We start from the raw sequence: 24,588 nt of genomic DNA, 5'->3' as shown, positions 1-24,588 counted from the left end.
CCGCGACGCTCGTCGGTCTGGCCCGCGACGGCAACGCGGCCCGGTTGCAGGCGTGGTTGCGCGTGCACCTGCCGCGGGCCGCGCGGATCGTCACCGAGGAGCGTGCGCACGCATCGCGGGAACGTCTGTCAGCGCACGATCCAGTAGTCGGCGCGTTCCTCGACCGTGCGGGCGCCGATGATCACCCGCTCGGAGAACGTCTGCGTGGTGGTGGGGTAGACACGGACCTGGTCCTCCAGGGGGTCGATCCGCTCGCGCAGCGCGGCTCGCAGTGCCCGCAGGTCGCCGGTGGAGCGCACCTCGCACTCGAACACCGACAGCTGCACCCGCGGTCCGTAGCCCGACAGGAGCGTGGCGACGTCCTCGCGGCGGCCGTCGTCGGCGATGTCGTAGGCGACCACGACGACGAAGGCGCTCACTTCCACCGCAGAGCGCGGTAGGGGCGCCCCGGATCGAGCAGTGCCGCGGCCAGCGCCTTGGCCTGTACCCCGATCGCCACCCGGAACGACACCCGCCGCCCGGCCGCCGGGTGCGTGGTCAGGGTCAGCATGCGGCGCTCGTAGGCGGCCAGGAACGCGGCCCGCGCGTCGTCGCCCATCCGGCAGCCGAGGTCGGGCTCGACGGTGAACTGCTCCGCGCGAACCGTGCGGGAGCCGGTCAGGCGCCACACGGCGACGTCGACGGTCATCGGCCGGAACTCCTCCATCAGGTCCAGGGCCAGGGCCGGGCGACCCCACCGATGCTGGTGCAGGACGCCCACCAGCGGGTCCAGACCGGCTCCCTCCAGGGCCGCGATCACCTCGTGACACAGCAGCGTGTAGCCGTAGGAGAGCATCGCGTTGATCGGGTCCGGAGGCGGGCGGCGCTGCCGGGCGGTGAAGCCGAACATGGGATCGACCATCCGCTGGGCCGCCTGGAAGTACTCGCGGCTGGCGGCGCCCTCCAGCCCCAGCAGCACGTCGAGGCTCGCGGCATCGGGCAGCTGCGCCTCCAGCGCGGCGAGACGTTCCGCGCCGATCGCCGCGTCGAGGTCGTCCTGGCGGCGTGCCGCCCGCAGCAGCGTCACCCGCATGTTGCCGATCTTCCCGGCGATGAGAGCGGCGGCGATCGTGCGGCAAGTGTCGGGGTCGTCGGCCGCCCGGTACTGGGCACGGCGGACTGTCGGGTCCGACGCGCACGGCGCAGTGAGCCTCCCACCCAGACTCCCGCCGCGGTCGAGCAGCACGACCTCGATGCCCCGCTCCAGGGCGCGGTGCAGGAACGCGGTGGTCAGCCCCACCCGTCCGTAGCAGGTCACCTGACGAACCCGGCGCAGGTTCAGTCGCAGCAGCGCCTCCTCGCCGTCGACCACGACCAGGTTCTCCCCGCGCACACGGATCAGGCTGCCCTGGCGGTCGACGTACACCGAGGTCTCCAGCGGGTGCGACACCGCCTCGGCCGCATTCAGGGTGGAGGCGGTGACCGTCTCGCCGAGGAACCGCACGCCACCGTCGAACGACGCCACATGGCTCTTGCCGGAGTTCAGTTCCAACACGTCGAGGTAGAGGTTGCTCAGCAACGGTGAGACGACGCTGCCCTGGTGCAGGCCACGCCCACGGTCGAGCGGCGCGGCCCGCCCGCCGGCGACGGTGCGGTCGAGCAGCATGCCGACCAGATGCACGACCCGCTCGTCGTCGACGGCTTCGCGCAGGCGCCGCAACACCTCCCACTGCGGCACCCTCTCGAAGAAGTCCTTCACGTCGGCGCGCGCGACCCAACCCAGCCCCGTGTCGCGGGCGTCCTCGAGCGCCGCCACCGCGTCTCGCGCTCCGAGCCCGCGCCGATAGGCGAAGCTCCACGGCAACAGCCGCGGGTCAATCTCCGGGTCGAGCACGGTCAGCAGCGCCCGTTCCACCACCCGGTCAGCCAGGGGCGGCACCCCGAGCCGCCGCACCCCGCCGCCGGGCTTCGGAATCTCCACCCGTCGCACCGGCTGCGGCTCCCACTCCCCCGCCGCCAGCTCCGCCGCGAGCTCCGCGATGCGGCGTGCGGCTCCGTCCTCGAACCGCGCCACCTCCGCGTCGGGCTGCCCGTCGGCAAGTGCCGCGGCTCGGACCGTGTCCCACGCATCGAGCAACGCCTGCTCGGTGAAGGCTCGCGCAAAGAGAATGCCCACATTTCCACCTTCTCTCAAATACCGCTCGCTCCATCTGCGCCACGCTAGGTGATTGTGACGTAATGTCACCTCGCTGCTCTGGTCTGCCGGTGAAAGGCTCTATGCGCTGTTCATCGAGCTACCGATAACGACCAGCGCGCCGCTGACCCCGAAGGTCGACAACGCTTCTATGCCCTGTTTATGGGCTACCGATAGCGACTCGCTCGGCTGAGCTTCTAGCGGTTTCCGCCGCCTCAAGTGTTTCTATGCCCTGTTCGTCGGGCTACCGATAGCGACGTGTCTGCGGACATGGGCACGCTGCGCACGATCACGTTTCTATGCCCTGTTCGTCGGGCTACCGATAGCGACGCTTCAGGGCTCGTACATCTACGTCTACGACGAGTGAGTTTCTATGCCCTGTTCGTCGGGCTACCGATAGCGACGCAGTTCTGGCAATCGCAACCGTGCTGGTGCTGTGTTTCTATGCCCTGTTCGTCGGGCTACCGATAGCGACAGCTCGACCCATCAGCCCGACGCTCGACAAGGTTTCTATGCCCTGTTCGTCGGGCTACCGATAGCGACCACTGCGGTGATGAACCTCTTCCACTAGGCCACGTTTCTATGCCCTGTTCGTCGGGCTACCGATAGCGACCGAGCACTTCAGCGGTCTGGCCGACTACTTCCGGTTTCTATGCCCTGTTCGTCGGGCTACCGATAGCGACGCTCTCCGTTTCGGAGACACTGATCGTCGATGCCGTTTCTATGCCCTGTTCGTCGGGCTACCGATAGCGACCCTACCCTCTCGGCGAGGCCTCTGACCAGGGCCGATGGAGATCGTTGCGAGCAACCCCGTGGAGTTGATCTATAGTGATCAACTGTGGTTGCCTGAACGGCCTCGGCGACCCGCTGACCAGCGCGAACGCGCCTGCGAGCGATCATGGATTTTCGGGCTCACCGAAGTCGATCTGTTCGAGCAGCGATCATGGACGCAGTGCCACCGAGCCGAAGCCGTGGCCGGTCTGAGCCCCGAGCCCGGCCAATTCAGCGAAGGCAAGCAGCGCCGCAAAGAGAGTGGCGTCGGCGTTGGTGGCTCGGCGGGTGAGGGCGAACTCGACATCGCCGACGAACCCGATCTGGAACGTCCGCGCCCCGACCTGCCCCGCGACGGTTCGCCCGTCCATCCCGGCCAACCACACCACGTCGATCAGCGAGCGCGCGGCGTCGGCCGGGACCGACAGCCCGCGCGGGGCCGTGCCGTCCCAGCGGCGGATCAGCGACTGCATGGCGAGCACCGGGTCGGGGAGCGGATGGTCGCGGCCGTTGCGGGAGAAGTACATCGGGCTGATGACCTGCACAGCGGCGTGTCGGCGTGGCGGAGTGTTGCTGAGCTCCAGGTGACTGATCGGGACAACGCGGCGATCAAGTACCGCGTGCTCGGTGTCACCGAAGGTCACATGGCCCGGCGCGAGCGTCGGCGGCTGAGCGGCCAGCCAGCCCAGCCGCCACCGCGCGCGCCGCCCTTCGGGCCGCGGCGGCGCCGCCGAGAACAGGCGCCCGCCCTCGTGGGTGCGCAGCAGTGTGCAGGCCGCGCCATGGATGCGGGCCGGATGCAGTACCGGGGTGACGGTGGTGTCGAGGGTCAGGTCGATGAGGGCTGGCACGCAGGCATTCCCTTCACGTCGCCACTCCGAGCAGGGTCCGGGGATCGAATGCGTGACCGACCTGGGTGCCGGGCACCGGCTGATTGTTCTCGAACCGCGACGAGACGTAAGTGCACTGCGCCCCGATCAACGCCGCGACTCGCAACATCGCCATCGACAGCGCCACTGTGCCACCCGTGGTGTCGACGTAGCACGACCGCTCGGCCAGACCTCGCAGTTGCAACTGTCCGACCAGCATCTCCTCCGCATCACGTACGGCGACCTCCGGATCGTGCACCGCACTGAGACACACGGTCTCGAACGCGATCCCGTCGACGGCCAGCTCCGCGCGCAACTGCTCCACCTGCTGGGCGGGAATCTGCGGGTTGGTCACGCCGATGACGACGGACGGGCGTGCGGCGTCGAGCAACCAGTTCGCCACGCTCATCGACCCGGTCCGGCGCCCGCGTGCGTCGTACCGGGTGCGGAAACCGATCGGCAACACGACGACCTCACGTGACTCGACGCCGGCGAGCCGGTATCCACGACGCCGTGCGCGACGACGAGCCGCGTGCAACCGCCATCGGTAGGCCGACAGGCACAGGGCGAACACCGCGAGAACGGCGAGCAGGCGCAGCAGCGGGTTGCGCCACGACGGGAGCGTCGCGCCGAAAAGGTCCACGGCGACATCGGGAGCGACCGGGGCCAGCAGGACACCGATCAACAGCGTGTTCAGGTAGCGGGTCGCGCCCTCGGCGAGCTCACGGGCCGGCCGCAGCCGCGAGGTGAGCCGGGCCAGCGCTGTCGACGCCTCAGCCGCTTCCGCCGCACCGGTGTCCATCGTCCTCATCGCTCCACCGGACACTCGTCGCTGCGTCGGGACACGTCGTTACCCCCGCTCGCGACCATGCCACGATCTGGCGGCGCAGGGCCACAGCCGCACCGGTCGGGGCACGCCGGGTGTGCAGGCCTGCCACCAGCATCGCCAGCAACCGTGCGCGTTCCGACGCGGTCAGCGGATCCGCTCCGTCGCCCCTCGTCAGCACGAGAACGCCGCCAACGTGACGGCCGGGGGGTCAGTAGTCGGTTCCACACCGCACACTGACGGACAGCCCGGGACCGGCTACACGTCCACAACTGCCTCGGCGCGGCTCGTCGCCCCGTACCGCAGTTGGGCCAGTTCGACGTAGCGGGCGAGCGCGATCCGCCCGTCAGGCATGCGCAGCCGGGGCGCCGGGGCGATGGGCCGTGCCGCGCCGGGCAGCAGCCGCCCCGCACCCGAGTCGAGGATCTGTGGGCCGCCGAGCAGCGGACGCGGGCGCGCAGCCGGGAGCGTCGGTGCGGTCGGGAGAGCGTGGACGCCGGCGGCGATGCTGGCCTCGACCAGCTCGGCGACCAGCGCGGCCTCCCCGAGCCGCGCCGCGAGCTCGAACGCCTTTTCCGTGCCGAGCGCGATGCTCGCCGCCCACGCAGCGCGCTCGGCCGTGCGGGGGAAACGAAACCGAACGGCGTCCAGCGCAAGGACGGCCGGCAGGATGTCGTCCAGCGCAGCAGCGACGGCTTCGTGGCCCGCAGCGGCGGGGGCGGCCTGCAGGCGCGCGAGCGAGCGGTTGATGTCGCACCGCGCGGTCTCGGCGACGAGGCCGCTGCGCTGGAACAGCTCGCGCGCGGTCGTGTAGCTGCGCTCAGCGCGCTCGTGGCGCCCGGAGTCGGCGTAGACGTTCGCGAGGTTCATCTCGCAGTCGGCGGCCTGCGGTTCCAGGCCCAGTTCGCGGTAGCGGTCGCGGGCGAGCGTGAAGAGCTCCTCGGCCTCGCCCAGGCGTCGCTCGTCGGCGTGCAGGGCAGCGAGGTTCACCTCGCAGTGCGCGACCTCCCGCGGATGCCCCAGACGGGCGAACTCCGACCGCGCATGCTGCAGGGCCTGCTGCGCGGCGACGGCGCGACCGGCGGCGCGGTGCACGACTCCGAGGCTCAGGTCGCACCCGGCGACGTCGCGGTCCTCGTCGAGCCCGGACAGCGCTTCCCGTGCGACCCCCAGCGCCTCCGCCGCCTCCGGAAGACGACCGGCTCGCAACCGCAGGTTGCCCAGTGCCAGGTCGCAGCGAGCCGCCTCGGCGGGTTCTTCGCCGTCGTGGAAGGCGTCGCGCGCGCGCACGAGATGGACCTCGGCCTCATCGAACCGGCCGGTGACGTCGCACAGGTCGGCCAGGTTGAACCGGCAGCGCGCGGCGTTACCCGACCGGCCCAGACGGTCGAACGCCACCAGCGCATCGACGTAGGACCGCTCGGCCAGCTGGTAACGACCGGTGTTGTCGTAGATGTTGCCCAGCATGTTGTCACAGTCAGCCACCTCGTCCCGGGCGCCCAACAGCACGAATGTGGCCCTCGCGCCGGTGTAGGCCCGCTCGGCGGCGTCGAGCCGTTCGGTCTCCCAGAACACCCGGCCGAGGTGCAGGTCGCAGTCGGCCAGCTCGGCGTCCATCCGCGCGGCGGCGAAGTACGCCCGGGCGGCCAACAGGGAGGTCTCGGCGTCAACCCAGCGCTGCCCGGCCACCCGCACCTTGCCGGTGCCCAGCAGGCTACCGGCGGCCTCGGCCGCCGCCCCCAGCCATTCGAACGTGCCGTGCGCGGTGTCGTAGGCCAGTTCGGCCTCGGCCAGGCGGTCGGTGACGAAGTAGACGTCGGCCAGGAAGACCGCGGCCATTGCGGACTCGTAGGGCAGCTCGTGTTCGTGGAAGGTGCGCAGGGCGTCGGAGAAGGCGCTCTCGGCCGCGTCGAAATCGCCGGACTCCCGGTGGCGCATGCCGATCATCATGTCGAGGCGCGCGGTCCGGAGCGGGTCGCCGGCCAGCTCGGCCTCGAGGCGCTCCCAAGTCAGCCGGGAGATCTCAGGATCGGTCACGGTGCCACCGCCAGAGCACGGGAGGGTGCGACGTGCGTGCCCAACGCGGCCCACAGCAGCGGTGTGTCGACGACGTCCCCGCCCGCCTGCCAGGCCGCGAGTCGCTCCCGCTGCCAGTCCCCCAGCGCGCCGACCGGGTCGTCGTGGTCGTGGCAGCGGTCGACCGCCTGCATCAGCCCGGCCGTCGGTCGCTGCGCCGTCGCGGCCAGTTCCGGTCGCACGAGCCGGAACGCCTCGAAGGACGGCAGTGACCACCGGGTGGCGGTGACGAGCTCGGCGCCGGCGTCGAGGCAGGCGAGCACGAGGCCGAACGGCTCGGCGAAGCGGTGGTCCCCGCCGCTGCTGCACCCGATGATCGCCACCCGCTGCGGCATCGGCCAGATGCGATGTCCGGCCGCCCGGGTGTCGACCGGCCACCCGGACTCCGCTGCGCCGGCGGTCGCGGTGCCGTGCAGCAGGTCCAGCGCCGTGAACGGGCGGTGGTTGCCGATCGCGCGGGCCAGCCCGTAGACCGCGGACGAGTCGGCGAGATACAGCGCGGCCGAACCCGGTTCGTCGTCGGCCGCCCCGGCGTGGCCGAAGTAGACCAGCCGCGACGCGGGATGCTCGCGCAGTCGACGACCCAGGGCCGCTCGCCCGGTCGCGCCGTGCAGTGCGTCCGGCCGGTCGTCGGCACGCAGTCGTCCGTCGACGACGCGCTGGTCGCACCATCGCGCGAGCGCAGCCACGCCCGCCGGATCGGCTCGTTCGTCGAGCACCGGGCGGTAGCGTGGCTCGGGTGGGCGCGGCTCGAGCAGGTACACCACGGGCTGGTGCGCAACATCGGCCCAGCGCCCCGGCGAACGTCCACGGCCCGCGAACAGGGTCGCGGGCGGGTCGTGGCACACGTCGGCGACCTCCACCAGCCGCCGACCGTCCGGCAGCACCAGCAGCTCCCACGGGACCTGCGCCAGCCGCGGGCTGGGGATCACCCGCAGCCGGACATGGGCGGCGGTATCAGCGGCGGTCAGCCGGCGGGCCAGCCGCCCGGGCAGCACGGCAGCCGAGAGCGCCGTCGACAGCACGGCCTCTCGTGCCGGGTCGGCGAACGCGCCCGTGCCGAGTGCCCGCTCGGCGGCGGCCCGGCCGTCCTCACCCGGACGCCGCCCAGGCAGCGCCGCGTGCAGCTCGTCGAGGACCGCACCGAGATCGTCGCGATCGAGCGCGGCGAAGTCGGCGACCCGGGGGTCGTCGGGACAACGCCACGTCAGGTAGGTCGTACCGTGGTCGGCGGCGCGGAGGACGAGCTCCACCGGCCCTGCTAGCGGCTGGCCCGGCGGATGGATTCCTCGGCCTCGGCGCGGCTGTCGAAGGCGGCGATCAGCGTGCGGTCCATGGCCGCACTCCAGTCCATGGGGCGCACCCCGACGGTGTAGTTCTCGACGTGGGGCATCTCGGCTCCGATCAGCGGGACTGGGTGGCGATCCGGATGATCCATATGATGAGGAAGAAGATCGCGAAGAACAGGTAGAGGAAGGCAAGGCCGATCGCCGCACCGCTGGCCGCTACCACCTTCTTCGGGCTGCTCAGCTCCGGCCATGGAGTGGCCCCGAAGGCCGTGACGCCCCAGGTGGCGACGCCCAGCAGTGCGAGCAGCGCCCCTACGACCAACCCGCCGGCTCCGTTGAACATCGCAAGGACACCCAGGACGACGGCCCCGCCGCCGCCCCAGCGCAGTCGGATCGGGTCGACGGGCGACCGACCCGCGACGGTCAGAGGTAGCGACATGGCGATCCCTCGGTCCGATGTGGATAAACACGAAGCGTCCTGTGCTCGTCGTCACATCCGGGCGCGGTGTTACGCCGACGCGAGTCATGCCGACGCCAGCACCCACGCCTGCTCCGCGGCCGCCCGCACCCGGGCCGGATCAGCCGTGAACAGACCGGCGGCACCAGCAGACATCAGTTGCAGCCGCACCAGTTCGGCGACCGCTCCATGCAACCGGGCTGCCACCCCCGAGCGTCCAGGCCCCGAAACCGCCCGCACCACGATCCCCAGCACGAGCTCGTCGCATCCACCGTCCGGCATCGCGGATTCGACGTCGTCGAGCTCGTCCAGCGGCTGCGTGTCGATCCGGTCGCGGCGCCCGAGCGGCTCCTCGATGTAGCGCTCCCACCAGGTGACCGGACCGGAGCCGTCCCGCGCCGGCACGCGGCGACCCGCCCGACAGGCCTCCTCCACCAGCGGCAAGGCCGCGACCACCCGACCCAGGTGGTCCGCGACTTCGCCGCCGAACTGGTTCGCGGCCAGCGCCGCGAGCCGCTGCAGCAGACCCCGCTCGTCACCGAGCAACGCCAGTGATCCGGCTTCGTCGGCGAGGTTGCGCAGCAGGGCGCGGTGGTACGCGTCGGGCAGGCGGCGCCCCTGCTCGCTCGCGTCGAGCCGGTCGGTGCGGGCCTGGGCGCCCGCGTCGGCCCGCCGGCGACGCGTCCACTCCTGGGCACGCCTGCGGACGTGGGCCCGCACGGCCCCGGGCGGGTTGCGCAGACCGGACGGCTCGTGCCGCGCGAGGAACCGGTCGGCCTCGACGAGCATGTCGAGTACGAAGTCGCGGCACGGGCACTCGCCACCCACGAACAGCGACCCGCAGCCCGCGACCCGCACGACGACGTCACACGCGCGGACGCGACGCAGCCGGTGCAACGACGCACGCATTCGCCCCGACTCGAACCACACTGCGTCGACCACCTCCCGCATGAGTCCGTCGGGCAGGCCGGCCAGCCCCGGATAGGGGTCGGGGGACGGCCGAGAGGGTGAGCTCATGCCGAAAATAGTCGTGTCTAGGTATTCGGCGTGTCAAGAAGATAGTCGGTTCGATCGATGGCGGGCATCGCATCGTTCGTCTACGGTGATCACATGCCGCTGCTGCCCGCGGTCGTGCCCGACATCCCGGAGAGCCGTGCCGAGGTCGCCGCGGCACGGCTGGCCCGCAAGATCGCACCGCTGTTCGGCGTGCCGTGGCCCGACGGGCCGTTCGGCCGCCGCACCTGGGTGTCCGACTACGCCCGCGTCACCCTGTCGGAGATCAGCCGGGGGGCGCCGCTACCCACCCGCGCCGACGCCCAGCGGTTGACGACACCGCATGCAGGCGCGTGGCAGGTCGTCGAGCGGATCGGGCTGGCCGGGCCGCGCGCCAGCCTGCCCAACGAGATCGCCAATGCGACGCTCAACCGGTTCGGACCCGACACCCGTGCAGCCGTGGTGCTCACCGCGGTCAACCGGCTGCTCGATCCGGTCACCGACGCGATCGGCACCGCGCTGGCCCTGCTGGTCGATCCGAACGGGTCACCGCTGCCGACCCGGCTGCGCCTCGCCGCCTGGACCGGCCTGGTCGTCGAGACCTTCCGCTCGCAGCCCGCGTTGCTCGCGGCGGGGATTCACGCCCGCGCCATTCAGCACGAGCTCGTGCAGTCCTGGCAACTCCCGTTGGCCGCAGGGCTCGGCGACCTCCCGCTGACCCGCTGCGAGGTCGGTGCCCCCCTGGCCCGTGGCGCCACCACCACCCAGCCGTTCCTGCTCGACGTGGCCGACCACACCTTCGCCGCGTGTCAGCCGGCAGAGCCCCCCGACGGCGACGATGAGCTGTCCGCGGAGCTCGCCGGTCGGCTGCGCGATGCCGAGGCCGTGGACCTGCTGCTGCGCCGGCTGCTCGCTGCGGGCACCCCCGCCGACGCCAGCCATTTGTGGCTCAGCGAACGCGAGCCGGGCCAGCTGGCCGTGGAGGCGCTGCTCTTCCCATCCGGGCTGGTCGACCAGTTCGTCCGGCACGCGACTCGCGCGCAGGGCGCCCCCGGGCCCGGGTCGGAGCCGCCGCAGGTCCTGCCCGCGATCCCGCACGCCTCCGACGTCCAGGGCCTGCCGCTGCTCACGCGGCGGGCGCTGGTGCTCGGGTTGTACACCGTCCTGGCTCACCTGCAGGTCTCCCCGCGCGGTCGTGATGCCTCCCGCCAGACGATCGGACCGGTCCTCGAACAGCTCGCCGCATTGGCCGATGCGGTGCTCGACCCCGACGACCCGGTCGCCGCCCTCACGGCCTGCCGCACAGCTGACATGCGCGTGCAGACGTTGCGGCCCGACCAGCGCAACGACCTGCGGGCACCGCTGACGGACCTGCTCGCAGGATTGGATCGCTGCGAGAACCTGCTGGCGCGCGGGCTGCTCGACCGCGGCGCGGCAGCCGAGGTGATCTCCTCGGCGTGTGTCGAGTTGCTCGCCGTGCGGCGCACCAACGCCCAGCGACCCGACGCCGGTCTCCCGTCGCCCGCGGCGTTGGACCGGCGGCTGCACCGGGCGTGGGCGGCCTTCCACGAAGCCCTGGAGGTCCCGAGGTTCCACCTCGACTCGCCGCTTCCCCGGCTTCCCGGCCTCGCGGGCTACCACCTGCAGAACTACGCTGCCTTCCTCGCCGCCTCGACCGACGAGGCCGACCTGCGCACCGCCATCGGGCTCTTCACGTCGGTGGTGATCCCAGCCCGGTCCGAGTTCGCGATCCGCACCGGGCACTCCGCACCGTTGCGCAACGCCCTGCAGGTCGCCACCCGCGCCTCGACCGGCCTCGCCGAGGCGGCACGCGCCCGCGGGGAGATCGCCCAGGCGATGCGATGGGCCCAGCAGGGACGGGCCTGGATCTGCCGGGCCCTCACCGCCACCGAGACCGGCAGGCTGCTCGACGGCGAACCGCCGACCGAGAACGCGTGCCGGTTCGCGCTACTGGCCGCGCCGGCGTTGCTGCTGGCCGCCGAACTGCGGGTACCGGATATCGACCCGGCAGACCTGACCACGGCCGCCCAGCTCGTCGAGCTGGTGCGGCGTTGGGAGGAGGCCACCGTCGGCGGCGGCGAGCATCACACCCGCCACGCCGAAGTCGTCACACTCGCTGCCCGGCTGGCGGCCCTTGGCGTCTCACACCCGTGAGCTGACGAGCCAGACCACGTCCGCCCACGGCCCGTTGTAGGTCCGCCAGGTGCGTGCCGCCGACCCCGCGTCGTCACGGCCGTCGCGCTGGGCCAGGGTGCGGTGGCTCTCGACCAGCCCGTCCTCCGGCCACGGTCGGGCCGGGCAGACGAGCGCCGGCGGCAGCGCCGCCGCGTCCGTCCGCGCGACACACCTTCCCGACTCCTCGGAGCGGACACAGGCCGTGCCCGGTTCGTGTGCGGCGACGTCGCCGGCCACGGCGGCCTGCCCGGGCCCGCAGGCCACCACCGCCGCGACCAGGCGCGCGACCGGTGGTCTGTTCCCTGCGGCCCGCAGGTGCGCGGTCAGCAGCCGGATCGCCGGATCGCGCCGGCTCCACAGTGGCGGTAATGCCGCCGTGAGCCGCCGGACCGGGCCGACGACGCCGTCGCCGAGGCGCGCCTCGACCACCGCGACGAGCGCGGGGTCGACCGGGCCCGGGTCGTCATCCACGGGCCGGGTCGCGAGCTCGGCGCGCAGCCGCCAGATGCCGTTCAGCAACTCGTCCAGATCATCCTGCTCGTCGACCGGACGGACGCCACGCAACCACGCTGCCGCCGCAGCTGCGGCAGGCGCCCGTACCAGCGACGCGACGATCCGGCCGGCCAACTCGGTGACGTTCGGCTCCGACGGCTCCACCTCGACGACCCCGACCGCACGCCGGGTCCGCGGATCGAGCGCCGTGGACGGCTGCGGCCGCCACCGCGCGCGGCGCAGCCCCCGGTCCAGCGCCGTGACGCAGCGGCGGGCGCTGTGCCCGCCAAGGTACTCCGCGATCTGTTCGAGGAACCACGCGCTGTCGGGCTCGTCCACACCGCCGCGGTCCAGCTCCCGTGAGGGGCGGGTCAAGCCCAGCCGCAGTAGTCGGGCCAGCTCCGGCAACGCGGCGCCGACCTCGGCGACCGGCTCCACGACGGATCGGCCCCCGGCCTCGTCCAGCGCCACCCGGTAGCCGGCGACGGCCACCAGGAAGTCGGCGCTGCCGAACACGGGCATCGGCGGCACCTCCCCGCCTACCGCGCGGTGGCCGGCAGCGAAGGCCGCACCCCGGTCCAGCACCGCACACGCCCGCCGCCCCACATCCGGCACCCCGGCTGCGGCCAGGGCCGCCACGACCATGCGCTGGAAGATCCGCGGCTCCGCCGGTCGCTGTGCTGCGACCTCGGCAAGACCCCGATACGTGCGCCCCATCAGGGTGACGGTCTCGGCGTCGTGGGCGCGGCCGACGAGCACGGCGACCTCGACCGGCAGGTCCGGATCGGCCGTGATCTTCGCATAGCGCTGAGCGGCGTGCTCGACGTTCTGCTGGACGCCCGGAGCGTCGGACAGGGTCGCCGCTGCGAGATGTTCGGCTCGCCAGGACGGTACCGACACCCGACGCGCTGCCAGCCTGACCTGGAGCGCCACGATCTGCGTGGCCATCTGCTCGACCAGTTCACCGCGAGAACCGACCTGGTCGATCAGACGCTCGAGGACCTCCGGGTCGAGCATGGCCAGGACCGCCGCCGCCGCGTCCGCCGGCTCGCGTTCGGGCCGGCCGGGCACCTCCTGAGCGGCACTCACGGCTGCTCTCCGACCCGCACCCGGACCGCGGGCAGCACCGTCGGATCGGCGGAGCTGGCGATGGCGGCCCGGAGCACACCCTCCCCAGCAGGCTCGAGCACGGTCCAACGACCGCGGCCGTCATCGAACATGACGGCCAGCGGTGCGCCCGGAGCCGCCACGCGGCGCGCGGTCACGGTGACCAGGCCACCCGCCGCGGACCACTGCAGCCGGGCCTCGACACCGGCGGCCTGCGCCAACGATGCGGGCAGCTCCCACGATCCGAGCACTTCCGGTTCCTCCGGCTCGCCTCCGAACGGGTCGTCATGGTCGTAGCGCACATCGCCCATGGCAGGGGTGGGAGGACCGAGCGCGGCGATACCGGCCACGATGTCCTCGACCCCCAGCCGGGCCCACAGACCACCTGCCCAGGCTCCGACAGCGCGCATCCGGCTCGGCTGCTCCACCCCGGCCAGGACCACCGCGCGGTAGGGCGCCCACGTCTCGGCCAGGTCATCGACCTCGCTGAGGCCGAGCCGCAACCAGCGCACCTGAGGCTCGTCCCCGATGACCAGCCGGGCCTCCGGGGCCAGGCGCGGGCCCAGCAGCTCCCCCAGGTCGGCGGGCAGGAAGGCCGCGGGCAGGTCGGCGGCCACGAACGCCGGGGGGCCGTCGGGGTCGTCGATCACGAACCCGGCTCGCAACCCCCGTCGCAGCTGGGCCTCGCGGGTGGGCTCCACCGTGATCAGCGTGACCTGCAGTCGGCGGCTGTCCGGCAGGTAGTCGAGCCGGACGTGACCGTCCCAGGTGGTCGGTCCCACATCTGCCTCCTCCCGCAGTGCGGGCCGGACTGTAGCGCGCCGCGTGGGCGGTCCGTCAGCCCCTCGACGACATCTGGCGGTCGCGGCGCGACGCACCGGCCTGCGGGTGTCGGGCCGGTGCACGGGGTGATCCCGCGCACCGCGCCGGCCCGGCCCGACCCGAGGAGGCAGCCGTGCGTGGTGACGACGACGACAACGTCCTGTAGCTGACGGCCCCGTCCGTCAGTGGACGGCGCGGGAGGGTGGTGCCCCACCCTCCCGCGTAACCCCACCGGAGCCGGGGACGACGACCCGGGCAACGGACCAGGGACAGGAGCACGATGGAGCAGCTGGATGTGAGCGCGCTCGGCACGCGCGCCTGGGGACGGCTGGCCGACGCCCTGGACGGCCGGGATCCGGCGGGCCTCGACGACGCCGCGGAGCTGTTCGGCGACGCGCTGGCAGCGGGAACGGGGCACCCGGACGAGGTGTGCTGGCACTACGGTCTCGGGCTCGCCGCCGCGGCCGCGGCCGAACAGACCGCCGATCTCCGCCGGTGGGACCAGGCCCGCGACGAGATCCATCAGGCGTGGCGGGCACCGGCACACCTCGACATCGACCGAGACGAGGTGGCGGCGGACCTGGCCTGGGTCCTGGTTTCCCGGTTCGACGCCGCCGGTCACGATCCCAGCGACCTCGGCACGCTCGTCGCCGACCTCGACGCGATCCGCGCCGACGTCCCGGGCGTCGTCATGCTGCGGGGGATGGCCCGCCTGCACCGAGCCTGGGCCGAGGAGAGCGTTCCGGATCACGAGGCCGGGCGCGAGCTGCTGGCTGCGGCGCTGCCTGCCGTCGACGACGGCGCGCCGCTGCTCCTCCAGGCCCTCGCCGACTACGCATCGGCGTGCGACGACATCGGTGACGTCGATCCAGGCCTCGACGCGCTACGTCGCGCCCGAAGCTTGATCGACCCCGGGCAACCCGCGATCGAGCTGGATCTCATCGAGGGCCATCTGAGCTACACCCGATGGGTACTGGCCGATGACGAGACCGCCGGCGACGTCGCGCGGGAGTGCCTGGAGCGGGTGTGCGAAGGCGAGGATCCGCCCCCAACAGCGCTGCTGCGCTGCGCCGAGCTGTGGTCCGACCGGGGCAACCGCACCGGGTCACTGCCTGATCTCGATACCGCCGTGCGCCGCCTGGACGCGGCGGTACTCGCCGTGGACGACAGCGATGCCGGTATGGCCTGGCTGACCCTGGGCATGACCCACCAGCGGCGCGGGGAGCTCGGGGCAGACGTCGACCACGCCCGGGCCGCGTCGTGCTTCGATGCGGCGCTGCGACACGGCCTCGACGACGCTGACCTGGTCCTCGATGCGCACCGCTGGCGCCTGGAGATGCTCGACGAGGTGCTGCGCGCGGGGCCGTCGGACGAGATGGTGGCGGCGGCGATCACGGCACACGAGGAAGGGATCGAGGCCCTCGACACCGCCGGCTCCGCGGGCGAGGGCCTGCGGGCCGAGCTGGCGATGGCGATCTTGCGCACGGAGATCGACCTGTTCAATCCGGCGCCCCACACCTTCGATCGTGACCGCATGCACCGGCTGCTCGCGACCGCCCGGCGCCATCCCGAACCGCACGAGGAATGGCAGTCCCTGGTCGGCATCGCCAAAGGATTCCTGCAGATGGTCGACGACCTCATGGCCGGACGGGCGGGCGGGCACGGCGACTTCGGCGTCGGCGCCTTCGCCAGAACGGCCCGCGAAAGCGGGCACCCCGATGTACTCGGACCCGACCTCGCGCGAATGGCGGCGCTCGGGTCGGTACTGGACGCGAGCCGGACCGGTGACCTCGGCAAGCTCGACGCGGCGGCTCTGCTGGACGGGAGCGACGGCGACACGACCGGCGGCTTCCTCGCCGCGTTCGCCGAACTGGGAAAGCTGAACCGCAGGGGCGCCCCCGCGGCCGAGCAGCTCGCCGCCCACGACCGGCTCATGGAGGCGGTCCACGCCATGGCCGCGGCCGACCCGCAGGACCGCTGGATCAGCGAGTACCAGCTCCCGTTCTTCCAGGCCATGCGCGAGATGATCGCCCCGTCCGGAAAGCCGCTTCCGGTGCAGCCGCCGCGCACGCTGCGCGGTCCTCTCGCCGACCTGCTCGACAGCGTCACCGGCACCGCCGCCGCCGGTGCGGCGATCGCCGCCGCCGCCGACGATCCCGGGCGACAACGCGACGAGCTGCTCGCCCTGGAGTCCCGGGTCGCCGGCCTGCCGACCGGAAGTCCGCAGCACGGCATGGCCGCACACACCCTCGCCATCTGGTGGCTGCACCGGGCCGAACGCACTCACCGCCCCGACGACATCGAGCACGCCGTGCGGTGGTGCGAGGCGGCGTCCGCGTTCGACGCCGGCCCGGAGAACCCGCTGTGGGTGCAGTCGGCGATGCAGGCCGCCCAGGCCCGCCGGCTGCGGGGCACCGCCGAGGACCGGGCGCGAAGCCGCGAGCTCGGGCTGGCGGCGCTGCGCGGCCACGCCTGGATGGTGCTGCTGCAGTCCGGTACCGAACACGCCGTCACGATGGCCCGCAGCGCCGCCGCCGACGCGCTGCGCATCGCCCGCTGGTGCGTGCACGACCGGGTCGCCGACGACCTCGTGGCGGCCCTCGACGCCGGCCGCGGGCTCGTCCTGCACGCCGCGGTGACCACCCGCGGCGTCGGCGAGCGGCTGCGTCTGGTCGGCCGGGACGACCTGGCTGACGAGTGGACCCTCGCCGGCGGGGACGATTCCGTCGAGCTGCTCACCACGCCCGACGCCGCCCTGCGCGGTGACCTGCGCCGGCGCGTCCTGACCGCGCTCACCGCCACCGACTCGGGGCTGTTGGACCCACCGTCGACGCCGCAGATCCGCGCGGCTCTCCAGGCTCAGGGCAGTGCGGCACTGGTGTACCTCGTCCCGGCCGACGGTCCCGAACCCGGACTCGCCGTTGTCGTGCCGGCGGCCGAGCCCGTCGAGGTGCTGGAGCTTCCCGACCTGGGGACCGGCCCCGAACTGCGGCACTACGGCGAGGCCTACACCGCGTGGCACCACCCCGAGGAGCCGCAGCCCGCCGAGGACCGCCGCGCATGCTTCGAGACGTGGCGGGCCCGGCTGACCGACCTGACCCGCTGGGCCTGGCGGGTCGCGGGCGCCGAGCTCGCCGAGCTCGCCCACCGGCTGCCACCGGGGACCGGCGAGGACCCCCCGCATCTGGTCCTGGCGCCGTTCGGCACGCTCGCACTCGTCCCCTGGCATGCGGCGGCCGGGCCCGAGGGCAGCGGCGACCTCGCGGACGCAGCCGTCGTGTCGACGACGCCGTCGGCCAGGTTGCTGTGCCAAGCGGTGACCCGACACACAGGCGTCGACGGCGCCCAGCTCGTCATCGGCAACCCGTCGGGCGATCTCAGGGCGGCCGGCGCCGAAGCACGCGCCTTGGTCGCAGCGTTCTATCCGGAGGCGACCTACCTCGGGCAACCCGGCGACGGGGTTCCCGACCCGGACGGGACGGGCTCGGCCGTCGAGGTGCTCGACCGGCTGCGCGACGGCTCTCCGTCGCTGTCGGTCCTGCACCTGGCCTGCCACGCCCGCGCGGAACCGGCTGCACCCGGCCGCTCGAGCCTGCGGCTCGCCGACCGGTGGCTCGAGGTCGACGAGATCCTGGCGGTGCGTCCCACGCAGCCCTTCGAGCTCGACACCGTGCAGTTGGCGGCCTGCTCGACCATTGTCTCGGGCGCCGATTACGACGAGGCGTTCAGTCTGGCCACTGCCTTCCTGGCGGCCGGAGCGCGCACCGCCTACGGCTCGATGTGGACGGTGCCCGACCGCTACACCTCACGCCTGATGTTCATGGTGCACCACTACCGCCGCGTCGAAGGCTGTACACCCGCGGTGGCCCTGCACCGGGCGCGGCGCTGGTCGCGTGACCCGCACCGGGTGCCGCCGGACGGAATGCCGCCCGCCCTGGCCGCGAGTTGGCGCAGCGCGCTCCCCTCCGACGACCCGGTCGCCTGGGCCGGCTGCCTGCATGTCGGGGCGTAACGCGGCATGTGCTGCGACCGAAGGGCGCAGTACGTCGACGACGCGGGGAGGCCGGCCGATGACTGAACAGTGCCGGACGTGCGCCACCCCGCTCGGGAGCGGCGACCGTTCCTGCCCGGCGTGCGGCGCGCCGGCCGGCGGACGCATCGCCGGCGGACAGGGCCGGCGGGTCCTGCTCGACAGCCCCGTCGGTGCCGTCGATCCGCCGCCACTCCGGAGGCCGTCCCAGCAGCCCCGGCGGCCGGCTTCGGTCGCAGCGACGACCTCCCGGCGCGCCGGTGGCGGTCCAGTCGCGACCGGCACCGTCACCGGCCCGGTCGACCGCACCGAGGTGTACGCGGTCGGGCCGGTGCAGCGCGGTTGCGCCGCCGGTGCTGCCGCAGTCGCGGCGCTGGCCCTGCTGGCGTTGCTCGTACTGGGTGGCTCGCACCGCGGCTCCGGGCTGTGGTTGCTGCTACCGACCCTGGTCGCGGCGGTCGTGCTGTCGGCGGTGCCATTTGTGCTGCCTTCACAGCGGACCGTGACCGAGATGCACCGCTTCCGGCTCACGGCGGTGTCGGGCACCGTGACCGCCTGCGAACTGCTCGGCTCGGCCACCGGCGAACCGCTCGGCTCCGGCGACGCGGTCGAGATCTTCGGACGCGCAGGTACCCCGGTCCGTGCAGCAGAGATCGTTCGAGGCGCCGAACGGATGCACGGCCGAGCCCCCCTGGCCTACCACGTCGCACGGCACGCTCCTGCCACCGCACTTGCCCTGTCGGTGATCTCCGCGCTCATCACGGGGGCGCTGGTGCTGACGGCATGACCATCGAGACCGCTGACCGAGGAGACGCGATGCCCCGCCCCCTGATGGGCCCACAACAGCAGATCGGCCGGTTGGCCCCCACTGCAGCGGCTCGACACCGTCCCGCATCGGGTGGACGGCTGCTGACATCTCCCCGTTCGGCGCGCTACCTGGCCGCGATCGCGCGGCTGGACGCCTCCGCGACCCTGCTGCCCCTCGACCTCCAGGAGATCATCGACGAGCTGCACCGCGAGTTCGACGAGACGTGGTCGGCCGTGCCGCAGGGCTTCGTCGCGCACTGCTACCTCGGAGCGCCCTACGAGGCACATACCGTGACGGTCGACGGCGCCATCATCGAGCACTACCGGGCCGGCGAGCCGCTGCCCGGGCCGCTGGAAGGGGCGCGCGCCCTGGCCCGCACCGAGCACTACCGCGTGATCGAGGTCTATCCCGACAAGCTCGTCTGTGTCCGCGCTGACGGTGCCGTCGTGACGGTGGGTGAGTAGTCATGGCCGAAGCAACCAGTGGGGACGTCGCCCGCGTCCACAATGCCGTTCTCCAACTGGGTCGGGAACTCGGTCGCGTCCAGCAGCTGCAGGTAGGCCTATCCCAGACCGTCGATCAGGTCGCCAGCACACAGGACATGACCCGCTCCGAGCTGACGCAGTTGCGTGCGCTGTTCGACGAGTATGTGCGCCGCGACGAGCTGGCCAAGAACCTGCAGCTCGCGCAGACCCGGATCATCGCGGTCCGCGGCGAGCTGGAGACCTCCTACGGCCACTACGCCACCGTGCGTCGCCTGGCCACCGGCACGCTACAGGCGATGGACACCGGCACCGTCACCCAGGACGCGATGCAGGCCGCGTCCGAGGAGTTGATGATCACCACACCGCGGTACTGGCTCGCACCCGCGCTGGTCGGGCTGGCGGCCTGGATCCGCGACGACCGGACGCTGGCCGAGCGGGCCCTGGCCGAGGCGCTGCGGCGCGACAACGACAAGACCTCCTTGTTCTTCGCACTCGTGCTGCGCCGCCACGGCCGCGACGACGCCACCGCCCGCTGGCTGCGCCAGTACGTCGCCCGCCAGGATCCGGCCGCCCTGTCGCACGAGTTCACCGTCGTGCTCGACGCGGTCGCCACCGGGACCCTCGGCCCGGTCGCGAAGCCGTCGGTGATGGAGCACATGTCGGGCTGGTACCAGCGGCTGACCGCCGACCCGGAGACCGTCGCCGCCCAGGTCACCCGCTGGCGCCAGCTGATCGACGGGATGCGTACCCCGGTCGATCCCCGCTTCACCGTGCTTCCCGCCGTCAGCCCCACATGGCCGGTCCTCAAGGCCGTCTACGAGGGGGCCACCGTCCACGGCCGGGCCGAGGCGCACTTCCGCGGCATCTTCGAACGGCCGCTGCGGCCCGCTCCGGGTCTGCAGGAACGCGTCGACGCGATCCTCGACAACCTGGTGCGCAGCTACGACGAGGAGGAGACGCCACACCGCAAGCGGGAAGCCGAACTTCAGGCGATCATCGACGCCGACGGTGATCGGACCGCGGCCACCGCGGCGGTCGCAGCCGAGGCAGCGGTGCACGAGGAGTCGGTCGACTTCCTCACGTTGCTGACCAACGCCGGATTCTTCCCCGACCGGGTAGGGGCGTCGGACGGCACCCAGCGGATGGCGATCGCACTGGCCAAGGACTGGGTCGTCGCAGCGGACGGGCAACTGGAAGCACAGAACGTCGCGGCATTCCCGACCTCCGTGGAGCTCACCGTCGAGGGCTGGACCGGCCGGATCGACGGGGACGCCACCGAGCAGTCCCTGGTCGACTCGCTCACCATCCACATCGACGCAGAGACCGACAATGCCCTTTCGAAGATCAAACTCGACGGCGGGCCGCTGCTCGGACTGATCGTCGGCGGCGTGGCCCTCCTGCTCGCTGTCATCACCTTCGTCCAGGGCGGGTCGGGATTCGGGGTGTTCCTCCTACTCGTCGCGCTCGGCCTCGGCGGCTTCGGTGCCTACAGCTACAGCCAGCTGGAGCCGCGCCGGGAGCACGTCCGCCGGCTCGGCGAGCAGCGCAAGGCCACCGGGGCCGCACAGGTTCGTGGCGCGGTCGCCGAGGTGCTGGACTGGCGAACGGCATGGGATCGCGAGGTCGACCGGGCCGAGGCCTTCCGCCGGTACATGAACGCACTGGTGCGTGACTCGTTCATCGCCTCCGCACCCGACCGCAGCAGAGAGGTGGTGGCGTGATGCCCCGACCGATGACCGGTGGTGACGACGCCGCAGTCCCGGAACGTCCCGCACTGGGAGACCCGGAGCGCGGTGAGGAGCGCGACAGGTCCGGCCGCGAGCTCGCGATGCGGCTGCCGGAGTGGGACCTGGTGCCTCCGACCGAGTTCCTCGACCGGTCGCGACCACGCCCCCGGCCCCGATGACGGCCCTCGGCGCACCGGGTGACTACGCGGTGTGGGCGAGCTGGCTCGACGCCTTCGGCCGCGGCGAGGACCTGCCCGACATCCACCTGACACCGGTCGACGAGCGCATGGGTCCGCACATGCAGGAGCGGTTGCTGCGCCGCGTCGTCGCCGCGTTCGAAGCCCGGGCGCAACGGTGGAGCGACACCCTCGGCCGCCATCTCGCCTCCGGTGCCGTCGGAAGGCCTGCCGAGCTGGCCGCCGCCCTGGTCGCGGCGCGTGGGCGGCTGCGTCCGCTGCACCGGCTGGCCGCCGACCCGCGGCTGCCCGACGCCGTGCGTACGTCACTGGCCGGCGCGCTGGCGCAGTTGCTGAACAGTACCCAGGACAGCCTCGAACGCTCCGCCCGAGACCACCCGGCCACCGCGCAGCAGCTGCTGTCCATCGTGCGCGCCAACACCCTGCTCGCGGGGCATCCCGTCCCGTCCCGTCCGGCCGGGCAGGCGCTGCCGCCCGTCGGTCGGCGGGTCATCCTCTAAGGAGATCGCACCCGTGCCCAACGGCGCCGAGACCACGACCAAACTCGAGTCCTACCTGCTCGCTCGCATCCCGTTCGTGTCGGTGCGCACCGTCGAGCGGGCCCGGGTGCAGGAGATACTCACCTCACTCGCGACCGACCGGCAACTACCGATGCTCGTGCACACCCTCAGCCAGGGGCTCCGCGACCTGCGCACGGGCAACGAGGTCTTCGACGACAAGTCGCTGTTCGGTGCCCTGGAGTTCACCGGCGCCCAGTTCCAGTCACGGCAGAACCTCACCGTCGTGTTCACCGATGTCCAGAGCCTCGGCGACGACAACGAGACCAGCCGCCGGTTCGCCGACCTGGCCGACCTCGCCGAGCAGCGCGGCGGGTCGATCGTCGTGATCACCGCCGACCCGATCTGGCCGCGCCTGCAACGCCTGGGCATGTCGGTCGCGCTCGATGTGCCCGACCTCGACGAAATGCGCGCTGAGATCGGCAGCTTCCTCGACGGCTATCGCGGTCAGATCGACATCGCCTGGGGCGAGGCCGACTACGCCCAGGCCGCATCCATCCTGTCGGGTGTCACCAAGATCGAGGCCACCAACATCCTGGCCACGCTGGTCGTCAAGCGCTCGGTTACCAAGGCCGATCTCGCCGAGCTCTCGCGGGCCAAGGACTCCATCTTCAGCGACCTGTCCGGTCTGGAACGGGTGTCGCTGCGCGGCACCGACCACGAGGTCGGTGGCCTCGCCGGGCTGCGGACGTGGCTGGATCGCCGACGGCCACTGCTGACGATGGACCTGCGCGACCGCGGCATGCGTCCACCCAGGGGGGTCCTGCTGATCGGCGTGCCCGGTTGCGGCAAGTCGCTCTCGGCCAAGGCGGTCGCGGTGGACTGGGAGCTGCCGCTCTACCGGCTGGACATGGCGGCGATCTTCGGGCAGTTCGTCGGCCAGTCGGAGAACCGTCTCAAGGAGGCGCTGGCCACGGCGGACACCGTCGCGCCCTGTGTGTTGTGGATCGACGAGATCGAGAAGGGACTGGCCGGTAGCGGCAGCGACTCCACGGGAGTGACCACCCGGCTGGTGGGGCAGTTCCTGTACTGGCTCCAGGAGTCCGCGGCCCGGGTGTTCGTCGTGGCCACGGCCAACGACGTGCGTGCGCTACCGCAGGAGCTGCTTCGCAGCGGGCGGTTCGATGACATGTTCTTCGTCGACCTGCCCGATCCGGACGAGCGACGCGACATCATCGGGATCTACCTCCGCAAGTACTTCCGCGCGCCGGTGGCAGATGGTCTCGTCGACGAGCTGGTCGCCCTCAGCGACGGGTTCGCCGGGTCCGACGTGCAGGCAGCCGTGGCCGAGATCGGGCACGAGGCCCTTCGGGTCGGAGACCACAACGTGGCCGAGGACTACCTGCGCGAGGCGTTCCGCAACGTGCTGCCACTTTCACGTTCAGCACCCGAACGGATCGACGAGGTTCGCCAGCTCGGCGACCGGGCGCTGCCGGCGTCCGGCCGGCCGAGCAAGCCCGGGGGTGTCGAGCCGCAGCGTGCGCGCCGCATCGTGCTCGGCTGACAGCGTGCGCACGGCAGCTCTACTCGTTGTTGCCGGTCTTGTCGTTGCCGGCCTCCTCGGCGCCTGCACAGCTGCGCCCGTCGCCGGCCACCCGGCTCCCGTTGGTGGATCCGGTCCGCCCGCTGCCGTCGCGACGTCTCCGGCAGGTGCACCTGCACCGTCGTGCGTGGATGAGGTCGTGGGACACCTGGACATGCGCGCTCTCGCCGCGCAGCTGCTCGTCGTGGGATCACCGTTGGCCGATCCGGTGGATCCCACCCTCGCCGCGGTGCGCCGGCTCGGCGTCGGCGGAGTCATCCTCACCGGCCGGAGCGCGGCGGGCGTGCGGGTCGTGGCGGATCGCTCCGCCGCACTGCAGGGCTCGGTCCCGAACGGACGCCCCGGCCTGCTGGTGAGCGTGGACCAGGAGGGCGGCCAGGTGCAGACGCTGTCGGGGCCCGGCTTCGGAACGATCCCGAGCGCCGTCGTCCAGGGTGGCTGGGCGGCCGACCGGCTCACCGGTGCCGCCGAGAGATGGGGCAGCCAACTACGGGCGGCCGGAATCAATGTCGATCTCGCGCCGGTCTCGGACGTCCTGTCTCCGCGGCTGGGTGCACGCAACCTGTCGGTCGGCATCAGCGACCGGACGTTCGGCACCGCTCCTGACGACGTGGCCTCCGGCGTGGTCGCGTTCGTCGACGGGCTGGACCGAGCCCGGGTCGCGGCGACCGTCAAGCACTTCCCCGGACTCGGACAGGTCGCGCCCAACACCGACACCAGCCGCGATGTCCGCGACACGGTCACCACCTCGGACAGCATGTCGCTGGAACCGTTCCGGCGCGCCATCGCCGCCGGGGTACCGGCTGTGATGGTGTCCTCGGCCATCTACGCCCGCATCGACGGCGCCGCACCCGCCGCGTTCTCCCGGGCGGTCATCACCGACCTGCTCCGTGACCGGCTGGGCTTCACCGGGCTCGTCGTCTCCGATGACCTCGGACGCGCCGTCGCGGTCGCGGGCGTCGCCGTCAACCAACGCTCGGTCCGGTTCGTCGCGGCCGGAGGTGATGTGGTGCTGACGGTCGATCCGCGCGCCGCAGCACCAATGATCGACGGGCTCTCGCGTCGCGCTGCCGGCGACCCGGCGTTCGCGGCGACCGTCGTGGCCGCTGCCCGCCGGGTCCTCGCGGTCAAACAGCGCCTCGGCCTGCTGCGGTGCTGACCCGAGATCGT

Annotated in this window: 18 protein-coding genes, 3 pseudogenes and 1 CRISPR repeat array; of the genes and pseudogenes, 9 read left to right on the top strand and 12 right to left on the bottom strand. The window is 72.4% G+C overall.

All coding sequences use genetic code 11. The annotated features are described in order from the left end of the window. Nucleotides 1–128: 128 nt before the first annotated feature. Nucleotides 129–419 carry a CRISPR-associated endonuclease Cas2 gene (gene cas2 / locus BGP03_RS17110; RefSeq protein ID WP_298800707.1) on the bottom strand — a complete coding sequence of 97 codons (291 nt, stop codon included), beginning with the start codon at nucleotides 417–419 and terminating at the stop codon, nucleotides 129–131. Next, nucleotides 416–1,396 (bottom strand): annotated as a pseudogene (gene cas1, locus BGP03_RS35970) (CRISPR-associated endonuclease Cas1); the annotation flags it as partial. The gene cas2 and the pseudogene cas1, both read right to left, overlap by 4 nt. On the opposite strand from cas1, the pseudogene BGP03_RS35965 reads away from it, so the two are divergent. Then, nucleotides 1,374–1,544 (top strand): annotated as a pseudogene (locus tag BGP03_RS35965) (hypothetical protein); the annotation flags it as partial. The pseudogenes cas1 and BGP03_RS35965 sit on opposite strands and share 23 nt — an antisense overlap. Here BGP03_RS35965 and BGP03_RS35960 read toward each other — a convergent pair. The 8 genes and pseudogenes from BGP03_RS35960 to BGP03_RS17070 form a co-directional block, all read right to left on the bottom strand. Further along, a pseudogene (locus tag BGP03_RS35960) lies at nucleotides 1,538–1,960 on the bottom strand (reverse transcriptase/maturase family protein); the annotation flags it as partial. The pseudogenes BGP03_RS35965 and BGP03_RS35960 sit on opposite strands and share 7 nt — an antisense overlap. Before the next feature lie 290 nt (nucleotides 1,961–2,250). Beyond that, nucleotides 2,251–2,927: a CRISPR direct-repeat array (repeat unit 37 nt; unit sequence GTTTCTATGCCCTGTTCGTCGGGCTACCGATAGCGAC). Nucleotides 2,928–3,114: 187 nt separating this feature from the next. Beyond that, a complete protein-coding gene (gene cas6, locus BGP03_RS17100; protein ID WP_298800705.1) occupies nucleotides 3,115–3,795 on the bottom strand; it encodes a CRISPR system precrRNA processing endoribonuclease RAMP protein Cas6 in 681 nt (226 codons plus the stop codon). A 13-nt stretch (nucleotides 3,796–3,808) separates the two neighbouring features. Next, the gene (locus BGP03_RS17095; RefSeq protein WP_298800704.1) at nucleotides 3,809–4,624 is read right to left on the bottom strand and encodes a hypothetical protein; all 816 of its coding nucleotides are present in this window, start codon (nucleotides 4,622–4,624) and stop codon (nucleotides 3,809–3,811) included. Between the two features lie 273 nt (nucleotides 4,625–4,897). Then, the gene (locus BGP03_RS17090; protein ID WP_298800703.1) at nucleotides 4,898–6,676 is read right to left on the bottom strand and encodes a tetratricopeptide repeat protein; all 1,779 of its coding nucleotides are present in this window, start codon (nucleotides 6,674–6,676) and stop codon (nucleotides 4,898–4,900) included. Further along, nucleotides 6,673–7,968 carry a CHAT domain-containing protein gene (locus BGP03_RS17085; protein WP_298800702.1) on the bottom strand — a complete coding sequence of 432 codons (1,296 nt, stop codon included), beginning with the start codon at nucleotides 7,966–7,968 and terminating at the stop codon, nucleotides 6,673–6,675. Before BGP03_RS17085 ends, BGP03_RS17090 begins: the two co-directional genes overlap by 4 nt. An 8-nt stretch (nucleotides 7,969–7,976) precedes the next feature. Further along, the gene (locus BGP03_RS17080) at nucleotides 7,977–8,108 is read right to left on the bottom strand and encodes a hypothetical protein (RefSeq protein WP_298800701.1); all 132 of its coding nucleotides are present in this window, start codon (nucleotides 8,106–8,108) and stop codon (nucleotides 7,977–7,979) included. Between the two features lie 11 nt (nucleotides 8,109–8,119). After that, nucleotides 8,120–8,443 (bottom strand): hypothetical protein, encoded by a 324-nt coding sequence (locus BGP03_RS17075; protein WP_298800700.1) that lies wholly within the window; start codon nucleotides 8,441–8,443, stop codon nucleotides 8,120–8,122. An 84-nt stretch (nucleotides 8,444–8,527) separates the two neighbouring features. Then, nucleotides 8,528–9,478 carry a hypothetical protein gene (locus BGP03_RS17070; RefSeq protein WP_298800699.1) on the bottom strand — a complete coding sequence of 317 codons (951 nt, stop codon included), beginning with the start codon at nucleotides 9,476–9,478 and terminating at the stop codon, nucleotides 8,528–8,530. A 93-nt stretch (nucleotides 9,479–9,571) separates the two neighbouring features. On the opposite strand from BGP03_RS17070, the gene BGP03_RS17065 reads away from it, so the two are divergent. Beyond that, nucleotides 9,572–11,629: a hypothetical protein gene (locus tag BGP03_RS17065; RefSeq protein ID WP_298800698.1), complete on the top strand. Its 2,058-nt coding sequence runs from the start codon at nucleotides 9,572–9,574 to the stop codon at nucleotides 11,627–11,629. On the opposite strand, the gene BGP03_RS17060 is transcribed toward BGP03_RS17065, so the two are convergent. Next, nucleotides 11,618–13,231, bottom strand: coding sequence for a hypothetical protein (locus tag BGP03_RS17060; RefSeq protein ID WP_298800697.1), 1,614 nt, complete (start codon nucleotides 13,229–13,231; stop codon nucleotides 11,618–11,620). The genes BGP03_RS17065 and BGP03_RS17060 overlap by 12 nt on opposite strands. Beyond that, complete coding sequence (locus tag BGP03_RS17055; protein ID WP_298800696.1) at nucleotides 13,228–14,031, bottom strand: hypothetical protein; 804 nt, start codon at nucleotides 14,029–14,031, stop codon at nucleotides 13,228–13,230. Before BGP03_RS17055 ends, BGP03_RS17060 begins: the two co-directional genes overlap by 4 nt. 320 nt (nucleotides 14,032–14,351) lie before the next feature. Between BGP03_RS17055 and BGP03_RS17050 the strand changes: the two genes are divergently transcribed. From BGP03_RS17050 to BGP03_RS17020, 7 genes are all read left to right on the top strand, one after another. Beyond that, the gene (locus tag BGP03_RS17050) at nucleotides 14,352–18,083 is read left to right on the top strand and encodes a CHAT domain-containing protein (protein WP_298800695.1); all 3,732 of its coding nucleotides are present in this window, start codon (nucleotides 14,352–14,354) and stop codon (nucleotides 18,081–18,083) included. A 331-nt stretch (nucleotides 18,084–18,414) separates the two neighbouring features. Then, nucleotides 18,415–18,888, top strand: coding sequence for a hypothetical protein (locus BGP03_RS17045; protein ID WP_299736713.1), 474 nt, complete (start codon nucleotides 18,415–18,417; stop codon nucleotides 18,886–18,888). 29 nt (nucleotides 18,889–18,917) lie between these two features. Next, the gene (locus tag BGP03_RS17040; protein ID WP_298800693.1) at nucleotides 18,918–19,373 is read left to right on the top strand and encodes a hypothetical protein; all 456 of its coding nucleotides are present in this window, start codon (nucleotides 18,918–18,920) and stop codon (nucleotides 19,371–19,373) included. A gap of 137 nt (nucleotides 19,374–19,510) precedes the next feature. Beyond that, nucleotides 19,511–21,115 (top strand): hypothetical protein, encoded by a 1,605-nt coding sequence (locus BGP03_RS17035; protein ID WP_298800692.1) that lies wholly within the window; start codon nucleotides 19,511–19,513, stop codon nucleotides 21,113–21,115. 181 nt (nucleotides 21,116–21,296) lie between these two features. Further along, complete coding sequence (locus tag BGP03_RS17030) at nucleotides 21,297–21,818, top strand: hypothetical protein (protein ID WP_298800691.1); 522 nt, start codon at nucleotides 21,297–21,299, stop codon at nucleotides 21,816–21,818. A 13-nt stretch (nucleotides 21,819–21,831) separates the two neighbouring features. Beyond that, nucleotides 21,832–23,379: an AAA family ATPase gene (locus BGP03_RS17025; RefSeq protein WP_298800690.1), complete on the top strand. Its 1,548-nt coding sequence runs from the start codon at nucleotides 21,832–21,834 to the stop codon at nucleotides 23,377–23,379. Nucleotides 23,380–23,557: 178 nt separating this feature from the next. After that, nucleotides 23,558–24,577: a glycoside hydrolase family 3 N-terminal domain-containing protein gene (locus tag BGP03_RS17020; RefSeq protein WP_298800688.1), complete on the top strand. Its 1,020-nt coding sequence runs from the start codon at nucleotides 23,558–23,560 to the stop codon at nucleotides 24,575–24,577. Nucleotides 24,578–24,588: the final 11 nt, after the last annotated feature.

Source organism: Pseudonocardia sp. 73-21 (genome assembly GCF_001899645.1).
GTDB lineage: Bacteria > Actinomycetota > Actinomycetes > Mycobacteriales > Pseudonocardiaceae > Pseudonocardia.
This window is presented reverse-complemented; position numbering and strand designations above follow the sequence as displayed.

What these genes read in the sequence shown, in the direction of transcription:
- BGP03_RS17030 (WP_298800691.1), top strand. Translation starts at nt 21,297, where the DNA reads ATGACGGCCCTCGGCGCACCGGGTGACTACGCGGTGTGGGCGAGCTGG.
- BGP03_RS17050 (WP_298800695.1), top strand. Translation starts at nt 14,352, where the DNA reads ATGGAGCAGCTGGATGTGAGCGCGCTCGGCACGCGCGCCTGGGGACGG.
- BGP03_RS17070 (WP_298800699.1), bottom strand. Translation starts at nt 9,478, where the DNA reads ATGAGCTCACCCTCTCGGCCGTCCCCCGACCCCTATCCGGGGCTGGCC.
- BGP03_RS17095 (WP_298800704.1), bottom strand. Translation starts at nt 4,624, where the DNA reads ATGAGGACGATGGACACCGGTGCGGCGGAAGCGGCTGAGGCGTCGACA.
- BGP03_RS17075 (WP_298800700.1), bottom strand. Translation starts at nt 8,443, where the DNA reads ATGTCGCTACCTCTGACCGTCGCGGGTCGGTCGCCCGTCGACCCGATC.
- BGP03_RS17035 (WP_298800692.1), top strand. Translation starts at nt 19,511, where the DNA reads ATGACCCGCTCCGAGCTGACGCAGTTGCGTGCGCTGTTCGACGAGTAT.
- BGP03_RS17040 (WP_298800693.1), top strand. Translation starts at nt 18,918, where the DNA reads ATGCCCCGCCCCCTGATGGGCCCACAACAGCAGATCGGCCGGTTGGCC.
- BGP03_RS17080 (WP_298800701.1), bottom strand. Translation starts at nt 8,108, where the DNA reads ATGCCCCACGTCGAGAACTACACCGTCGGGGTGCGCCCCATGGACTGG.
- BGP03_RS17065 (WP_298800698.1), top strand. Translation starts at nt 9,572, where the DNA reads ATGCCGCTGCTGCCCGCGGTCGTGCCCGACATCCCGGAGAGCCGTGCC.